This window comes from Oleisolibacter albus (assembly GCF_003336875.1).
GTDB classification, from domain to species: domain Bacteria; phylum Pseudomonadota; class Alphaproteobacteria; order Azospirillales; family Azospirillaceae; genus Niveispirillum; species Niveispirillum album.
Window position 1 is genome coordinate 1 of sequence record NZ_QGNJ01000007.1, and the last position, 13,137, is coordinate 13,137.

General features: G+C 66.9%; 11 protein-coding genes. 5 read left to right on the forward strand and 6 right to left on the reverse strand.

Features of this window, described 5'->3' with window-relative positions:
- The 6 genes from DK368_RS10950 to DK368_RS10975 form a co-directional block, all read right to left on the reverse strand.
- On the reverse strand, window positions 1-320 hold a 320-nt coding region (locus DK368_RS10950), incomplete at its 3' end, for a pyruvate formate lyase family protein (protein WP_275668506.1).
- Window positions 321-523: 203 nt separating this feature from the next.
- Window positions 524-1,372, reverse strand: coding sequence for a fumarylacetoacetate hydrolase family protein (locus DK368_RS10955; RefSeq protein WP_114394000.1), 849 nt, complete (start codon window positions 1,370-1,372; stop codon window positions 524-526).
- A gap of 172 nt (window positions 1,373-1,544) precedes the next feature.
- Window positions 1,545-3,845 (reverse strand): NADP-dependent malic enzyme, encoded by a 2,301-nt coding sequence (locus DK368_RS10960; protein WP_114394001.1) that lies wholly within the window; start codon window positions 3,843-3,845, stop codon window positions 1,545-1,547.
- Window positions 3,846-4,025: 180 nt separating this feature from the next.
- The gene (locus DK368_RS10965) at window positions 4,026-6,539 is read right to left on the reverse strand and encodes a sensor histidine kinase (RefSeq protein ID WP_114394002.1); all 2,514 of its coding nucleotides are present in this window, start codon (window positions 6,537-6,539) and stop codon (window positions 4,026-4,028) included.
- Window positions 6,529-7,203, reverse strand: coding sequence for a response regulator transcription factor (locus DK368_RS10970; RefSeq protein WP_114394189.1), 675 nt, complete (start codon window positions 7,201-7,203; stop codon window positions 6,529-6,531). Before DK368_RS10970 ends, DK368_RS10965 begins: the two co-directional genes overlap by 11 nt.
- 220 nt (window positions 7,204-7,423) lie before the next feature.
- Window positions 7,424-7,630, reverse strand: a complete 207-nt coding sequence (locus DK368_RS10975) for an MbcA/ParS/Xre antitoxin family protein (protein ID WP_114394003.1) — start codon at window positions 7,628-7,630, stop codon at window positions 7,424-7,426.
- 327 nt (window positions 7,631-7,957) lie between these two features.
- Here DK368_RS10975 and DK368_RS10980 point away from each other — a divergent pair, with 327 nt between their 5' ends.
- The 5 genes from DK368_RS10980 (at window position 7,958) to citE (ending at window position 13,124) form a co-directional block, all read left to right on the forward strand.
- Complete coding sequence (locus tag DK368_RS10980) at window positions 7,958-9,316, forward strand: 2-hydroxycarboxylate transporter family protein (RefSeq protein WP_114394004.1); 1,359 nt, start codon at window positions 7,958-7,960, stop codon at window positions 9,314-9,316.
- A 187-nt stretch (window positions 9,317-9,503) separates the two neighbouring features.
- The gene (locus DK368_RS10985) at window positions 9,504-10,556 is read left to right on the forward strand and encodes an AbrB family transcriptional regulator (RefSeq protein ID WP_114394005.1); all 1,053 of its coding nucleotides are present in this window, start codon (window positions 9,504-9,506) and stop codon (window positions 10,554-10,556) included.
- Between the two features lie 253 nt (window positions 10,557-10,809).
- Complete coding sequence (gene citC / locus DK368_RS10990; RefSeq protein ID WP_114394006.1) at window positions 10,810-11,916, forward strand: [citrate (pro-3S)-lyase] ligase; 1,107 nt, start codon at window positions 10,810-10,812, stop codon at window positions 11,914-11,916.
- Between the two features lie 42 nt (window positions 11,917-11,958).
- Entirely contained in the window at window positions 11,959-12,255 is a 297-nt protein-coding gene (gene citD / locus DK368_RS10995) for a citrate lyase acyl carrier protein (RefSeq protein ID WP_114394007.1), read from the forward strand.
- Entirely contained in the window at window positions 12,252-13,124 is an 873-nt protein-coding gene (gene citE, locus DK368_RS11000; RefSeq protein WP_114394008.1) for a citrate (pro-3S)-lyase subunit beta, read from the forward strand. The genes citD and citE overlap by 4 nt, the downstream gene beginning before the upstream one ends.
- Window positions 13,125-13,137 lie beyond the last annotated feature (13 nt).

Consider the following 13,137-nt stretch of genomic DNA (forward strand, 5'->3'; position numbering starts at 1 on the left):
AGCGGCGCGTCGGTCTGCAGACCGACGATGATCTCGTTGTCGCGGTCGATATAGCCGGCATCATGCGCCGTGATGCTGGACGCCCGGTCCGCCGAGACGTCCAGAACACCCTTGGCCCGCTCCTGCTTCAGCAACGCGCCCAGACGCGCCCACAGCGCCGTCGTCCGCGCCGTCGGACCCGCCAGAAACGACGAGTCCCCCGTGTACGGCGTGTAGTTCGCCTTGATGAAGGCCGAAACGTTGACCTGATCCTGCCAATCGCTGCCGCTGAACCCGCGCCAGGCGTCGGTGGTGTCGAGAGGACGTGAAATCATGTTCATGTCAGGCTCCTGGAGAGCTGGGATCGGGCGCACCGCTCGACGGTGGCGTCACCGACTCCCGGTTGGTTCACGGGTGCAGCGGGAGCATGTTCCAGAATTTCATGCTGAGGCGCATTGATCTGGAACATTTGTTTCCACATTTACCGCATGGACCGCGGTGGAAAGGCAAGGCCCGCCCCTGCCGGAGCAGGCCGTCTGCGCGATCAGGCCGCAGCGGCCTCGCGCTGGATGATGTTGGACAGGCGGCCGATCCGCTCGATCTCCACCTCGATGTGGTCGCCTTCCTTCAGGAACAGCGGCGGGGTCCGCTTCTTGCCCACGCCGCCGGGCGAACCGGTGATGATGACGTCACCGGGCGCCAGCGCGCTGAAGGTGCTGATATATTCGATCAACGCCGGGATCCGGTGGATCATGTTGCCGGTATTGTCGTTCTGCACCTGCTGGCCGTTGAGGAAGGTGCGGATGCCCAGGGCATGGGGATCGGGGATCTCGTCGGCGGTCACCAGCCACGGCCCGAAGGCGCCGGTGCTGCGCCAGTTCTTGCCGGCCGTGAACCAGCTATGCTGCCAGTCGCGCACCGACCCGTCCATGTAGCAGCTGTACCCGGCCACATGGGACAGCGCCTCCTCGCGGGTCAGGCGGAAGCCGCTCTTGCCGATGATGACGGCCAGTTCGCCCTCATAGTCGAACTCGCTGGTGAAGGTCGGCTTGATCACCGGACAGGCATGGCCGGTTTGCGAGTCGGGAAAGCGGATGAACAGCGTCGGAGCGGCATTCGTCTCACCGAACTCCACGCGCTTGTCGGCATAGTTCATGCCGACGCAAAAGATCTTGCCGGGGTTCTCGATGGTGGGCAGGAACTCGATGGCGGACTCGGCGTAATCCGGTGCCGCGTCCAGACAGGCGGCAGCCTCGGCCAGACCGCCGCCGGCCAGCATCCCCTTGAGATCCGCATATTTTGGCCCCAGACGGCGCCTCAGATCGACGATGCCGCCAGCCACGGCCACGCCATAGCTGCGCGTGCCGTTGTGCCGGAAATTGACCAACTTCATCTCTTGTCTCCACGAAGACCGATCCTGGCAGGGGCCGCACGGGCCTACGGTCGGGCGACCGCGCGCATGGAACGACGCGCCCGGACAGCGGCGCACGGACACCAGGATGTTCCGATGAACCGGGCCGGCCCACCCGGACGGAGGAGGCCGGCCCGGTCGCCTGTTCCGCCGCCTACTCCGCCGCCTGGCGCAGCGGCACCGGGGCCGTGTCCAGCTGGGCATCCACCACCGCCAGCGCCGTCACATTGACAAGGCCGCGGGTGGTGATGGCGGGCGTAACGATGTGGGCGGGCGCACCGACACCCAGCAGGATGGGGCCGACAGCCAGCCCGTCGCCCAGCACCTTCAGCATCTCCACGGTGATGTTGGCCGCGTCCAGGTTCGGCATCACCAGCAGGTTCGCCGCCCCACGCAGCCGGCTGTCCGGCAGGATGGCGCCGCGCACCGTCTCCGACAGTGCCGCCTCGGCATGCATCTCGCCATCGGCCTCCAGCTCCGGTGCCCGGCGCCGCAGCAGTTCCAGCGCGGCCCGCATCTTCAGCGCCGACGGCGCGTCCGAACTGCCGAAATTGGAGTGGGACAGCAGCGCCACCTTCGGTTCGATACCGAAATGACGGACCTTTTCCGCGGCCAGGACGGTGATCTCGGCAATCTCCGCCGCTGTCGGGTCGGTGTTCACCTGGGTATCGGCCAGGAAATAGGTGCCCTTGCCCAGAATCAGCAGCGTCATCGCCGCCGACAGCGGCGCATCACCGTGGCGCCCCAGCACATCGCGCACATGGCGGTGATGATCGGCATAGCGGCCGGCCGTGCCGCAGATCATGGCATCGGCCGCCCCCCGCCGCACCATCAGGGCGGCGAAGACGCTGGCATCGGAGCGCACCAGCGTGGCCGCCTGCGCCGGCGACACGCCGCGCCGGCCCATGACCTGCTGATAGACATGGGCGTATTCGTGGCAGCGCGGGTCGCGCACAGGCTCCACCACCTCCACATCGCGGCCGGGGACCAGACGCAGGTTCAGCTCGGCCAGCTTGCGGGCCACCACCTCCGGCCGTCCCAACAGAATGGGCTTGGCGATGCCGTCATCCACGGCCACCTGGGCCGCGCGCAACACGCGGTCATCCTCGCCCTCGGCATAGACCACCCGCTTCGGCGCCTGGGCCGCCTTCTGGAACACCGGCTTCATCACCAGGCCGGAGCGGAACACATACTGCCCCAGACGCTCGCGATAGGCGCGCAGATCCGCCAGCGGCCGCGTCGCCACGCCGCTGTCCATGGCCGCCTTGGCCACGGCCGAGGCCACCTCGACGATCAGCCGCGGATCGAACGGCTTGGGCAGGATGTAGTCCGGGCCGAAGCGCAACTGCTCGCCGGTATAGGCCGACGCCACCACGTCGGAGGCCTCGATGCGCGCCATGTCGGCGATGGCCTTGACGCAGGCGATCTTCATTTCCTCATTGATGGTGGTGGCCCCCACATCCAGCGCGCCGCGGAAGATGAAGGGGAAGCAGAGGACATTGTTGACCTGGTTGGGATAGTCGGAGCGGCCGGTGGCGATGATGGCGTCCGGACGGGCCGCCCGCGCCTCCTCCGGCATGATCTCCGGCGTCGGATTGGCCAGGGCCAGGATCAGCGGCCGCGGCCCCATGGCCTTCACCATATCGCCGGTCAGCACGCCGGGGCCGGACAGGCCCAGGAACAGATCGGCCCCCACCATGGCGTCGGCCAGACTGCGCACGCCGCTGGCTGTGGCGTAGCGCTCCTTCTGCGGGGTCATGCCGCGGTTGCGGCCCGGATAGACCACGCCCTCGCGGTCGGCCAGGATGACATTGTCACGCCGCAGACCCATGCCCACCAGCAGATCCAGGCAGGCGATCCCCGCGGCGCCGCCGCCGGTGGACACCACCTTGATATCCTCGATCCGCTTGCCCACCACATTCAGCCCGTTATGGACGGCCGCAGCCACCACGATGGCGGTGCCATGCTGGTCGTCATGGAAGACCGGGATCTTCATGCGCTCACGCAGCCGGCGCTCCACCTCGAAGCAGGCCGGCGCCCCGATATCCTCCAGATTGATGGCGCCGAAGGTCGGCTCCAGCCGCGCGATGGTGTCCACCAGCGCGTCCACATCCTTCTCGTCGATCTCGATGTCGAACACGTCGATGTCGGCGAACTTCTTGAACAGGACGGCCTTGCCCTCCATGACCGGCTTCGACGCCAGCGGACCGATGTCCCCCAGCCCCAGCACCGCCGTGCCGTTGGAAATCACTGCCACCAGATTGCCGCGCGCCGTCACCTCGGCCACCCGCGACGGGTCGGCGACGATGTCCTCGCATGCGAAGGCCACACCCGGCGAATAGGCCAGCGCCAGATCGCGCTGGGTCAGCATCGGCTTGGTCGCGACGATGGCCAGCTTCCCGGCCTTGCCGCAGCGGTGATAATCGAGTGCGCGCTCTTTGAGATCGCCGGACATGGGAACGTCCCCCCTGATTGGCTTGACTGAACGACCAGGACCGGCATCCCGGTCCGATCGCCGGCGATGCAGTGCGCCGTCCGACGGGGCCGTTCGCGATCCGGTTGCTGACGAACGTCTTGCCTTATAGGCAGCCAACCTGTCGGAAGTCTGTCGGGGGGTCGGACCGGCCGTCGCAGATCAGGGCCGGGCCATGATCATCTGCCATTGCCGCAGGAAGCGCATGCGCTTGGTCTCGTCCAGGAAGACCAGCAGCGGCGGGCCGAGATCGGCGTGCTGCAACGGACCGTTCAGCTCCGCCATCAGCTGCGCCGCCGAGAACGGTCCCTCCAGTACCGGAAAGACCGTATAGAGCGGGGTGCTGTGGGCGATCAGCCCCTGCCCTTCCGGCGACAGCAGATAGTCGATGAAGCGGCCGGCCAGGGCGCGTGCCGACGATGCCTTGGGAATGACGGCGACGCGGGTGATCACCAGCGTGTAATCGCTGGGCAGCACGATCCCGATGGGCGCGCCTGCCAGCTGCCGGGCCCGGGCATAGGACCCCAGCAGGTTATAGCCGATGAGGCTGTCGCCGCGTTCAATGGAGTCCAGCATCTCGCCGGTACAGCAGAACTGGCGCACATGCCGGTCGGCCAACGCATCGGCCAACTGCCAGAACTGGCTGTTCAGCACGGAATCCTGGGTCGCCAGCAGATAGCCGATGCCGCTCTGGACGATATCGTAAGTGGCGATCCGTCCGTTATAGGCGTCGGCCTTGTCCCGGATCAGATGGATCAGATCGTCGCGGGTCTGCGGGACATCCGCCTCCGGCACGAGGGTGCGATTATAGACGAAGACCGCCGGCTCCTGGGTGAAGGCGAAGGCCTCGTCGCGCCAATTGGCCCAACGCGGCAGCTGGGCCGTGAACTTCGAATGGTGCGGCTGGGTCAGCCCATCATTGACCAGCTTCACCTGCAGGTCGGCCGCCGAGCTGATGACCAGATCCGTCACCCGGCCGCGCGGATGCGCCACATGATCGTAGAGTTCACCCGTGGTCACCTCGTCATATTCGACGGTGACGCCGGGATGGTGCGCCTGGAAATCACGGATCAGCACATCCATCACGGCAAGATCCGTGGCCGAGGCGATGCGCAGCCGCTCCGTCTCGGCGGCAGGTGCGGGATAGACCAGCTGCCGTGCCTGGCCCGACTCCGGCCACAGCAACAGGACGGCGAGTGGCAGCAGCGCCAGCATGCCTCCCCGCCGCCGTGCCGGCGATGGCGGTGGAACGCTGCACAGATTCTCCTGCGGGAAGGTGATGCGGGCGATCAAACCGCCGCCCGGCCGGTCGAGCAGATCGAAGCCGGCACCATGCCCGTCCGCCACCGCCGCCACGATGGCGAGACCGAGTCCGCTGCCGACAGTGCCGGCCGACGAGCTGCCGCGGCCGAACCGGCTGAGCACCGCCGGCTTTTCCTCATCGGGGATGCCGGGACCACGGTCGGCCACCTCCACCACCGGGCCACGCGTGCCGTCGCCCGGATAAAGCCGCATCTCCACCGCCCCGGCCTGGCCGCCATATTTGACGGCATTGTCCACAAGGTTCACCAGCGCTTCGCGCAGGATGACGGCATCGCCACAGACGGTGACGGGGTCCTCCCCGTCCTGCTCGACCCGGAACACCGTATCCTCGGCCAGGGTGGCGGCCCGCTGGACCACCTGATTGGCCAGAAGCGTGAGGTCCAGCATCGCCGGATGCAGAGCCTCGCTGCGATGGACGACCATGGCGTGGCTCAACAGCTGTGTCGTCAATTCGCTGGCCTCGACGGCATTGTGGTGGATGCGCTCGACACTGCGGCGCAGCTTGTCGGGGTCCCGCCCCTCGAGCGCCAGTTCGGCCTGGGACCGCAAGGCCGCCAGCGGCGTGCGGATCTGGTGCGCCATGTCGGCAAGGAAGGTCTTGGTTGATTCCAGGTGACCGTGGAGACGGCCCGTCAAGGTGTTGATGGCGCCCAGCAACTGGCGGACCTCGGTCGGCGCCGCCGCCTCGATGGGGCTGAAATCATTGGGCCGGCGACTGCGGATGAGATCTCCCAGGAAGGTCAGAGGCGCCAGTGCCTGCCGCACCCCGAACCAGACCAGTCCGGTGCTGACCAGCACCAGCAGGATGATGTGCCGGAAGGAATTCAGGAACAGGCTCTGGGTCAGGGCGTTGCGCTCCTCCCGGGTCTGGGCGACGACGATGGTCACCCAATGCGGACTGCGCGCCTGGACGATGAGGTGCCCCAGCGACACCATCCGCACCGGAACACCGAGGTAGGAACTGTCGCTGAACACCGCCGTATCGTCCTGCCGCGGGGATCCCGGCAGATCGCCATAGCCGATGACCGGGGTCGCCGCGGCGTCCAGCACCTTGTAGAAGACGCGGCTTTGCTGCGCCATGGCCAGGATGCTGAGTGAGGACGGGGGCAGATCCACGGTAACCGACTGGTTCTCCACCCGCACGGCATCGGCAATGGTCAGGGCCGAGGCCAGAAGCAGCTGGTCGTAGGCGCTGTCCGCGGCGCGCTTGGCGTCCATCCGGGTCTGGACGAAAAGGAACCCGGCGACAACCGCCAGGACGATCAGCAGACGCACCATCAGCCGCTGGCGCAGCGACCCCGCATCCTGGACGGCATCGAGACCGGTTTTGGGGGATCCGGGCCTAAGGGGCATGCGTCAGTTCCGCCATATAGCCCTGTCCATGCAGTGTCCGGATCGTCACCGAGGCCCCCTCCAGCTTGCGCCGCAGGCGGGAGACATAAAGCTCGATGGCATTGGGGGCCACGGCCTGATCGAGACTGCACAGCTGGTCGATCAGCGTGTCCTTGCTCATGACCCGGTTGAGGTGGGACAGGAACAGCTCCAGCAGGCGGAATTCGCGGGCGCTGAGATCCACCGGCCGCTTGTCGATGCTGACCTTCTTCGAGGCGGCATCGAAGGTCAGATTGCCGAAGATCTGTTCGGACGAGGCCATGCCGTGCTGGCGGCGCAGCAAGGCCCGGCAGCGCGCCTCCACCTCACGCAGGTCGAAGGGCTTCACCACATAATCGTCGGCCCCCAGATCCAGCGCATCCACCTTGGTATCGACACGGGAGCGCGCCGTGATCACCAGGACGGGGGTCTGATCGCCCCGCCGACGCAGCTGTTTCAGGATGGTCTGCCCATCCGGGCCGGGCAGCATCAGGTCGAGAATGATGAGCTGGTACTTCTCGGTTGCCAGCAGATCCTGGGCCAGATGGCCGTCGGACGCCCAGTCGATGCCGTAGCCGAGCTTGCGCAGCCGCTGGATCACGGCATCGGCAAGGTCTTCGTTGTCTTCCACGACGAGAATACGCACGGCGATCAACTCCCTGACGGCACGAACTCTTTCCGGGACTGGCGCCGGATCGGTCCATGCTCATTGTCGGCCGACGGACGGCCTGACAGACGGCTTTCGCGATACTATCGTCGAAAGACCTGTCAAGAAACTGTCAGGGAGCTTGCGGACGCGCCCCGGCACGCTGGGCCGGTCCGGACAGCGCCGAACCGGTCCTGCGCGCCGGGTTACGGATGCCGCGTCAGGCGCACTTCAGCAGTTCGATGTTGCGCAACTGGCGCAGAACCAGGATCAGCCCATCCTGGGATTCGGCCAGGTCGGCAGGCTTGGCCGCCAGGGCACTGTCCGGACACTCCAGCCATTCCGCCGCACGCTCGGGCGTTCCCCAGACCTCGACGGCCCGGTCGAATACGGTCGCACCGTGAAGAATGTCGTTGGCAATGGTCATGGCGGGCCTCGCTCGCGCAATAGGGTGACACGGGATACGTGAACATCCCGCGCACCCTGCCATGCCGGCCTGTCCCGATCCTGTCATCGGCGGCGCCACCTCTCTCCATCGATAGGCGAAGAGGGAGAGGCGAACTTTCCGACATCGCCCCGAACAAGGCGCCGGCACAGACAGGTTTCCGACAGATCTTAGCGCTAGGACCAACACTGGAAAGCAGGAGCAGACTGCGCCAGCGAAGCATAAGGCCCGAAGAACCCGGCGTTCTTCCGGAAATCGCCATGCAGTCTGCCAGGGCAACCGGCGAAATCTCTAAGAAGGAGCGCCCCAATGACCAGCGTTGAAGCTGCGGCCGGTATTGCGGCACAAAAAACGGCGGAAAAAGAGCGTTTCTGGCCTTATGGCTGGTGGAAGATCATGGACTTCCGCATCGGGATCATCCCGCTGCCGGCATTCCTGATCCTGTCCGGCATCATTTACTATCACGTCTGCGCGGGGAAGGTTCCCGGCGAGATCACCATGATCATCGCCCTGCTGGCGGTGTTCGGCTTCACCTGCGCCGAAATCGGCAAGCGCACGCCTGTTCTCAAGAACATCGGGGCGGCCGCCATCTTCGCCACCTTCATTCCCTCGGCGCTGACCTACTACCACATCATTCCGGTGGAAGTGGTCAAGGTGACCACCGACTTCACCAAGCAGAGCCAGTTCCTCTACCTGTTCATTGCCTGCATCATCGTGGGCAGCATCTTCGGCATGGATCGGCAAGTCCTGATCAAGGGCTTCTTCAAGATCTTCGTGCCGCTGGCCGTGGGCTCCGTGGCCGCAGCCATCGTCGGCACCCTGGTCGGCATGCTGGTGGGCAAGACCGCCTATGAGACCTTCTTCTTCCTCGTCGTGCCGATCATGGCCGGCGGCGTCGGTGAAGGTGCCATTCCGCTCTCCATCGGCTACAGCGAGATCCTGGGCCTGCCGCAGGGCGAAATGTTCGCCACCGTGCTGCCGCCGGTGATGCTGGGCAGCCTGACGGCCATCCTGCTCTCGGGCACCCTCAACTATATCGGCAAGCGCTATCCGCACCTCACCGGTGAAGGCCGCCTGCAGCCGGGCGTCGAGAACGAGATCTCGTCCGCTGCCGCCGCCCCGACCACCGGTCCGATCGACCCGGCCACCGTCGCCGCCGGCGGACTGATCGCCATCTGCCTGTATCTGATGGGCACGCTGTCGCACAAGCTGTTCGGCCTGCCGGCCCCGGTGGCGATGCTGTTCATCGCCGTGCTGTTCAAGCTCAGCAACGCCATCTCCCCGCGTCTGCAGGAAGGCGGCACCGTGGTCTACAAGTTCTTCCAGACCGCGGTGACCTATCCGCTGCTGTTCGCCGTGGGCGTGTCGATGACGCCCTGGGACAAGCTGATGGCCGCCTTCACCCTGCCCAACCTGGTGACCATCTTCGCCACCGTGGCGACACTGATGGGCACCGGCTTCCTGGTCGGCCGCCGCATCGGCATGTACCCGATTGAGGCCGCCATCGTGAACGCCTGCCACAGCGGTCAGGGCGGCACCGGCGACGTCGCCATCCTGACGGCTGCCAACCGCATGGTGCTGATGCCCTTCGCCCAGATCGCCACCCGCATCGGTGGGGCGCTGACGGTGACCTGCACGCTGATCGTCCTGGCGAAGTTCATCGCCTGACGACCACCCAGTATTCCGACGGGCGGAGCCGCCCATGGCCGGTGCCCTCAAGGCCGGCCGTGGGCGGCCTCCGTCTTTTTGCCGTTCCGTCGGCGGCGAACGCCCCTGCCACCGCAGACAGTGGGCACCTCCGGGCATCTGATACGGGGACGGGCCGGGTGCAGCGTCCTCCAGGCAAGGAAATCCGATGAAGAGCCTTCCCCCTCCCGCGCAATGGGCAGTGCTGGCCCTGCTGTCCGCAGTCCTGACGGCCGGGCTGCACTGGGCGGCGTTGCCGGCCTCGTCCCTGCTGGCACCGATGGTTGCCGGCATCGTGCTCGGCATCCGGGGGACGACGCTGCGGCTGCCGCGGGTGGCCTTCGTCGGTGCCCAGGCCGTGGTCGGCTGTCTCGTGGCCCACGCCATCACCGCGGCGACGCTGGTGGCCGTGGCGCAGAACTGGTTCTCGATGCTGGCCGTGGTGATGAGCACGGTCCTGGCCAGCGGATTGGTCGGCTGGCTGATGGTCCGGTTCGGCAGTCTGCCGGGAACGACGGCCGCCTGGGGATCGTCCCCGGGCGGTGCCGCGGCCATGGTGGCCATGGCCGCCGAATTCGGGGCCGATGCACGGCTGGTGGCCTTCATGCAGTATTTCCGCGTGGTCCTGGTGGTGCTGTCGGCGTCGCTGGTCTCACGCTTCCTGCTCGGCGGACATCTGGTCGCACCGGCGGCCCCCGCCGTCCTTGCGGTTCCGCTGGGGGAGCAGCTGTCCGCCTACGCCGTGACGCTTCTGGTGGCCGTCGGCGGAGCCTGGCTGGCGGGGCGGCTGCGGGTGCCGGCCGGGGCGATGCTGCTGCCGATGATCGGCGGGGCCGTGCTGCACGGATCGGGACTGGCCGAACTGTCCATGCCCGCCGGATTGCAGGACATCGCCTATTGCGCCATCGGCTGGACCGTCGGTCTGCGGTTCACCCCGGAGGTGATCCGCCACGCCGTCCGCGCCGTACCGCAGATGCTGGTTTCCACCCTGGCCCTTATCGGCCTGTGCGCGGCCTCGGCCTGGGGATTGATGCGGCTGCTGGGCATGGACGGGCTGACGGCCTTCCTGGCCACCAGCCCGGGCGGGCTTGAATCGATCGCCGCCATCGCCGTCGGCAGCGATGCCGACGTGTCGTTCGTGCTGGCCCTGCAGACGCTCCGCCTCGCCGTCGTCATTCTGACCGGACCGCCGGTCGCCCGGCTGATCGCCCGCTTCGCCTGACCCGGCGCATCGCGGCACCATCAAGGCCGCTCGCAGCGGCCCCTGCCACGGCCGCCTGCCCGGCGGCCATGCCGCAGCCCACCGCGCCCCCTGCGCCTCCGGCGCGCAGGCCTTTGACAGCGCTGTGACAGCAATCGCGGCTAGCCTTTCCCCATTGAGCGGTCCTGGCCGGCATCGGCCGGCAGAGGACCCGGACAGGTCCGGGATGTCCCTCATCCCGGTTCCGACAGACGCTCCAAGGGGAGCACGGCCCGTGACTGACGATTTCGAGTTCTACGCGGTTGACCCGGCTGCAAGCCCCGACGAGCGGCATGCCATCCGGCAGCTTCTGACCCGGTGCGGGCTTGATTACGAAGAGCACATCCAGGTCTTCGTGGCCTGCCGCCACGAGGGGCGGCTGGTGGCCTGCGCCGGGCTGGAAAGCAACATCGTCAAGTGCTGCGCCATCGAACCCGACCTGCGCGGCGGCTCGCTGAGCCTGACGCTGCTGAGCGAAGTGGTCCATCTGGCCTATGAGCGCGGCCATTCGCACCTCTTCCTCTACACCCGGCCGGAAAACGTGTCCTTCTTCCAGGGCTGCGGCTTCTATCCGCTGGCCGAAGTGCCGGGCTACGTCACGCTGATGGAGAACACGCCGGTCGGCATCCGCAGCTACTGCGACCGCCTGCGGACCAAGCGGATCGCTGGCGCGAAGATCGGCGCCATCGTCATCAATGCCAACCCCTTCACGCTGGGCCACCAGTACCTTGTGCGGCTGGCGGCGGCGCAGTGCGACTGGCTGCATCTGTTCGTGGTCAGCGAGGATGTCTCCTTCGTCTCCTACCGCGACCGCTATGCGCTGGTGGAACAGGGCGTCCAGGGGATCGAGCGGCTGACCCTGCACCACGGGTCGCAGTACATGGTCTCGCGCGCCACCTTCCCCGACTATTTCTTCAAGGAAAAGGGCGTGGTGGGCGATTGCTGCACGGCCATCGACCTGCTGCTGTTCCGCAGATACATCGCGCCGGCGCTGGGCATCACGCACCGGTTCGTCGGCACCGAACCCTTCTGCGAAACCACGCGCAAATACAACGCGGACATGAAGTACTGGCTGCAGACCGCGGATGCGGCAGCCCCGGCCGTCACCGTGATCGAAGAGGCACGCACCCGTGCGGGAGGCACGCCGATCTCCGCCTCGGAGGTGCGCCGCCTGCTGCGCAGCCGCGATGTCGACCGTATCCGCGCCCTGGTCCCGTCGGCGACCTTCGAGCTGCTGCAGGACAAGTACATGCCCAAGATCGTGCCGTTCGTTCCAGACCTGGCCGGCGCCGCGGGTGAACCCGACGCGGTGCCGCGGCGGGCCGTGGCGGCTGGTGTCTGAACCGGTCCGGCGGCTGCCGCCGGCCCAAGTGGAGTGAGGTCGATGAAGATCGTTAAGGAGGCTCTGGCAGGAACGCTGGAATCCAGCGACCTGCTGGTCAAGGTGTCCCCCGCTGCGGGGGACGGGCTGGACGTGGTCATCAGCAGCGAGGTGATGCAGCAGTTCGGCGCCCAGATCGAACAGGTGGTGCGCGACACGCTGAACGCGCTTGGCGTCACCGACGGGCTGGTCGTGGTGGAGGACAAGGGGGCGCTCGATTGCGCCATCCGCGCACGGGTCCAGACGGCCGTGCTGCGCGGGGCCGAGGTTCAAACCTTCAACTGGAGCGCCCTGTCATGAAACTGCGCCGCAGCATGCTGTTCCTGCCCGGTGCCAACGCCGCCATGCTGAGCACGGCGTTCGTCTACAAGCCGGACTCCATCATGTTCGACCTGGAAGACGCCGTCTCGCTTCGCGAGAAGGACGCCGCCCGTCTGCTGGTCTTCCACGCCCTCCGGCTCCCGGTCTATCGCGGGATCGAGACGGTGGTGCGCATCAATCCCCTCAACACCCCCTTCGGCCATGCCGATCTGGAAGCGGTGGTGCGGGCCGGGGTCGATGTGGTGCGCCTGCCGAAGACCGACAGCGCCGAGGACGTCGAGGTCCTGGAGCGCGAGGTCGAGCGGATCGAGCGCGCCTGCGGCCGCGAGGTCGGATCGACCCGGCTGATGGCGGCCATCGAATCCGCCAGCGGCGTCATCAATGCCCTGAGCATCGCCAAGGCGTCGCCGCGGCTGATCGGCATAGCCCTGGCCGGCTTCGACTATGTCATGGACATGCAGACCGAGCGTGGCGACGGCACCGAGCTGTTCTACGCCCGCTGCGCCGTCCTTCACGCCGCCCGCGCCGCCAAGATCGACGCCTTCGACGTGGTGTGGTCCGACCTCAACGACGAGGCAGGCTTCCTCAAGGAAGTCGACCTGATCAAGCGGCTGGGCTTCAACGGCAAGTCACTGATCAATCCGCGCCAGATCGAACTGCTGCACAACGCCTTCGCCCCCACCGAGGAAGAGGTGGACTACGCCCGCCGCGTGGTCGCGGCCGCGATTGAGGGCGAGCGCAAGGGGCTCGGCGTCGTCTCGCTCAACGGCAAGATGGTCGACGCCCCGGTCATCGACCATGCGCGGCGTGTGCTGCAGCGGGCCGAAGCCTCTGGAACCCGCAAGTAACTGGAGTGCTGTG

Bases quoted from the DNA above. Each gene is read 5' to 3' on its own strand.
- DK368_RS10955 (WP_114394000.1), bottom strand. From the start codon at position 1,372: ATGAAGTTGGTCAATTTCCGGCACAACGGCACGCGCAGCTATGGCGTG.
- DK368_RS10960 (WP_114394001.1), bottom strand. From the start codon at position 3,845: ATGTCCGGCGATCTCAAAGAGCGCGCACTCGATTATCACCGCTGCGGC.
- DK368_RS10965 (WP_114394002.1), bottom strand. From the start codon at position 6,539: ATGCCCCTTAGGCCCGGATCCCCCAAAACCGGTCTCGATGCCGTCCAG.
- DK368_RS10975 (WP_114394003.1), bottom strand. From the start codon at position 7,630: ATGACCATTGCCAACGACATTCTTCACGGTGCGACCGTATTCGACCGG.
- DK368_RS10980 (WP_114394004.1), top strand. From the start codon at position 7,958: ATGACCAGCGTTGAAGCTGCGGCCGGTATTGCGGCACAAAAAACGGCG.
- DK368_RS10985 (WP_114394005.1), top strand. From the start codon at position 9,504: ATGAAGAGCCTTCCCCCTCCCGCGCAATGGGCAGTGCTGGCCCTGCTG.
- citD (WP_114394007.1), top strand. From the start codon at position 11,959: ATGAAGATCGTTAAGGAGGCTCTGGCAGGAACGCTGGAATCCAGCGAC.
- citE (WP_114394008.1), top strand. From the start codon at position 12,252: ATGAAACTGCGCCGCAGCATGCTGTTCCTGCCCGGTGCCAACGCCGCC.